Source organism: Nonomuraea sp. B19D2 (assembly GCF_040137845.1).
Classification (GTDB): Bacteria; Actinomycetota; Actinomycetes; order Streptosporangiales; family Streptosporangiaceae; genus Nonomuraea.
Genome location: NZ_JBEFAK010000117.1, coordinates 1 through 3,244 on the forward strand (window position 1 = coordinate 1; position 3,244 = coordinate 3,244).

General features: G+C 70.7%; 3 protein-coding genes. All 3 read right to left on the reverse strand.

Features of this window, described 5'->3' with window-relative positions; genetic code table 11:
* Positions 1-138 precede the first annotated feature (138 nt).
* Positions 139-948, reverse strand: coding sequence for an ExeA family protein (locus tag ABN273_RS58925; RefSeq protein WP_349458541.1), 810 nt, complete (start codon positions 946-948; stop codon positions 139-141).
* Positions 949-981: 33 nt separating this feature from the next.
* Positions 982-2,382 carry a DDE-type integrase/transposase/recombinase gene (locus tag ABN273_RS58930; protein ID WP_349458543.1) on the reverse strand — a complete coding sequence of 467 codons (1,401 nt, stop codon included), beginning with the start codon at positions 2,380-2,382 and terminating at the stop codon, positions 982-984.
* A 92-nt stretch (positions 2,383-2,474) separates the two neighbouring features.
* Positions 2,475-2,849 (reverse strand): hypothetical protein, encoded by a 375-nt coding sequence (locus ABN273_RS58935; protein ID WP_349458545.1) that lies wholly within the window; start codon positions 2,847-2,849, stop codon positions 2,475-2,477.
* Positions 2,850-3,244: the final 395 nt, after the last annotated feature.

The window sequence follows — 3,244 nt, forward strand, 5'->3', positions numbered from 1 at the left end:
TGTTGCCCGGCGCTGAAAATGCCGACGAAGCAGGCACTGACGGTGCCGACGATCGGCGACGAGAACACCCCGCCGCTGGGGTGTGCGACGGGGTGTTCATCGGCAAGGTGTCGTCGTTCGTCGGCATGGTGCCGGTCGTTAGTCGACCACCTCGCTGACGGCGGAGCGGGCCGCGGCCTCGTCAACGAGGTTCTTGCCGGCGGCGAACGCGGCGACCAGCGACTGCAGGGCGAGGTTGTTGACCGCGCGGGGATAGCCGCGGGCGGTCGTGTGGATCAAGTTCATGGCGTCCTCGGTGAAGAGCTGGTCGGGACGGCCGACCAGGTTCAGGTGGTGCTTGACGTAGCTGGCGGTCTCGGCTGAGGCCATCCCCGGCATGGTGTAACGGAGGGCAGTGCGTTGTTCGAGAGCGGCCAGGACCGCGAGTTTCATGGTCCGGCGCAGGGTGGGCTGGCCGACCAGCAGGCAGGCCAGCGGCGAGTCCTGGTCCATGCCCTGGTTGGTGAGCATGCGGACGGTCTCCAGCTGCTCATAGGTCAGCAGATGGGCCTCATCCAGGACCAGGACGGGCGTGCGGCCGCGCTCCTCGCGTTCGGCCAGCAGCGCCTTGCCGACCTGGACCGCCAGGCGGGAGCCGAGGTGGGCGGGATGCTGGCCGAAGGTGTTGACGATCTCTTCGTGGATACCGCGGACGCCGATCATCGGGTTGGGCAGGTAGATGACGGTGTGCTTGGAGGCGTCCAGGCTGGCCAGGGCGGTGCGGACCGAGACGGTCTTGCCCGCGCCGACCTCGCCGGTGACCACGCCGATGGAGCGTTCGCTGATGCACCAGGAGATGCGGGCGACGGCCTCGTTGTGAGAGGCGTGGCGGTGCAGCATGCCGGGCGCCAGGTCGCGGCCGAAGGGCATGCGGGAAAAGCCGTAGTGGGCCTGCAGTTTCTCAATCATGAAGAAGCTCCGGATGAGTGGCGGGAGGGGCGTTCACGGGCCGGTGACGGGGTCGGCGCCCTGGTCGGCGAGGGGTTCGTCGAGTTCGGGGGCGAAGGCGGCGTAGTTGACCTTGGCGGCCAGCTCGGAGCTGTGGGCGGCGTCGATCAGCCCCAGGTAGTCGATGCCGGTGGTGGGCCGGGGCTCTTCGGCGGGGACCTCGGGGCGGGCCTTGGGGTGGCTGTTGCGGCTGATCTGGAACGGCAGCGCGGTGCCGGCGTCCTGGCCGTCGCTGCGCACCCGCAGGAAGGTGAGGTCGAACGGGTCGAAGACCAGCTCGACGCGGCGCCCGGACAACCCCGGGTCGACCTGGTAGCGGTTGCCGTGCAAGGAGACCAGCGCGGTCTTGGACACGGTGCGCCATTCCGACCAGCGGAAGGCTTCGGCCAGGTCGGCCGGGGCCGGGACGGCATAGGGTGCGCCGCTCATCCAGCGGGCCAGCGGAGCCATCGCGGTCTCGGAATGGGTGCGGCGGTGATAGACGCCCTCGACCCAGGCGGTGAACAGCCGGTTCATCTCCGCCAGGGTGCCGACCTGGCGGCCGACCTCGCCCTCACCGGAGGCGATCTCGACCACGAACTCGCCGTTCACGGTGCGGAAGAAGCGTTCGATCTTGCCCCTGCCCTGCGGCCGGCCCGGGGCCGAGTGCACCAGCTTGATGCCGAGCTTGGCGCAGGCCCGCATCAGCCAGGAGTCCACGAACGCCGAGCCGTTGTCGACATAGACGTACTCGGGGACGCCGCGCGAGGCCAGCGCCGGGCGCAACGCGGCGGCCAGCCGGACGGTGTCCTCGGCGAACCCCCACCGGTGCCCGACGATCGCCCGGGAGTGGTCGTCGATGAAGGCGAACAGGTAGGTCTTGCGCCCGCCGATCCGTGGCCCGTGAAGCGCGTCGCCGGTCCAGATCTCGTTGGGCCGGTCGGCCTCGAACCGGCCGAAGACGGCGGGCTCGACCGGGGCGCGCAGCGCGGTCAGCCCGGTGCGCACGAACATCCGCTGCAGCGTGCGCTCATCGGGTGCCCAGCCGTGCTGGACCACCAGGATGCGGCGGATCTGCGCGGCGGTGCGCGCGGGGTTCTCCTTCTTCAGCGCGGTGGCCAGCTCGAACACCTCCGGCGGGGTGCGCGGCTGGGACTGACGCGGCGAGGGCACCAGGGCGTCGAAGCCGCCCTTGCGCCAATCGGAGATCCACCGATCCAGCGTCCAGCGGGTGATCCAGATGGTGCGGCCGTCCGGATCGGTATGCGGGACGCCGGCGATCGCGCGCACCAAGGCGCCGCGCTGACGGCTGGTCAGCGACGGGTCGGCCGCTTCGCGGATCAGCATGTAGCGGAACAGGCCGATCTGGCGGGCGCGCTCGATGCGCGTGGTCTGGTCGTCGTCTTTCTTGGTCAACACAGCCTTCCCGGGGGGTGCGGGGACAGAACCCGCGAAGGCTCGCAGACCGCCGCCAACCAGCGTCAGGGTCGGCTCGTGTTGCGTGTTGATCAAGGCCAGGACGGTGCCAGCAGCCGTCCGCCGCTGGCCGCACTGGCCATCCGCCACGGCGACACCTCGCCGACGTCCGGCCAGCGCGAGGCCGCCGCCACCGACGCGCCGAACACCGCGGCGACCGCATCGCCGAACGCGGTCGGGGCCGGGGCCGGCGGCACCGGATCGACCCCGACATCGACCAGCAGCACGGTGAAGCGCGTCCGCACGACCTCGGCTCGCCCGGCGAAGCGGCGCAGCCATCCGCGCACGGTCTCCACCGGCAGCCCGAGCTGGACGGCGATCGACCGCGCGCCGAGCCCGGCCGCCTTGGCCGCCAGCGCCGCCCCGATCACCTCCGCCAGATCCGCCCGCCTGACCAGCGCGAACACAGGAAGAAGGACATGGGAGATCCCACAGCCCAGGCAACGAGTACGCCGCGGACGCACCACCGTCACCGCCGAGCCGCCGCGCAACGTCCGCGCCCGAGCCCACCCCCACGGCTTCAACGGCGCGCCGCAATCCGGGCACGCCAGCTCCCGGGCAGACAGCTGCCGCTCGACCTTTTCCGCGTTCGCCCCTACCGTGATCACAGCGCCTCCGAGCGCTACACGGCCCTCCCGGGCGAATCCGCCAAGACCAACCGGGAGGGCCTTTGCATGCCCTCCGTCGGCAAGGTGCCGCCGCCGACGAACTCCCCGGCTCCCCGGAGCATGCATCCGATCTTGTCGGCAGACAGGATGCCGTACTCCGCCCACTACATCGGCATCTTCAAAGTCGTTCAACA

Excerpts from the sequence above, each read along its gene's own strand:
- ABN273_RS58925 (WP_349458541.1), bottom strand. The coding sequence starts at position 948 with ATGATTGAGAAACTGCAGGCCCACTACGGCTTTTCCCGCATGCCCTTC.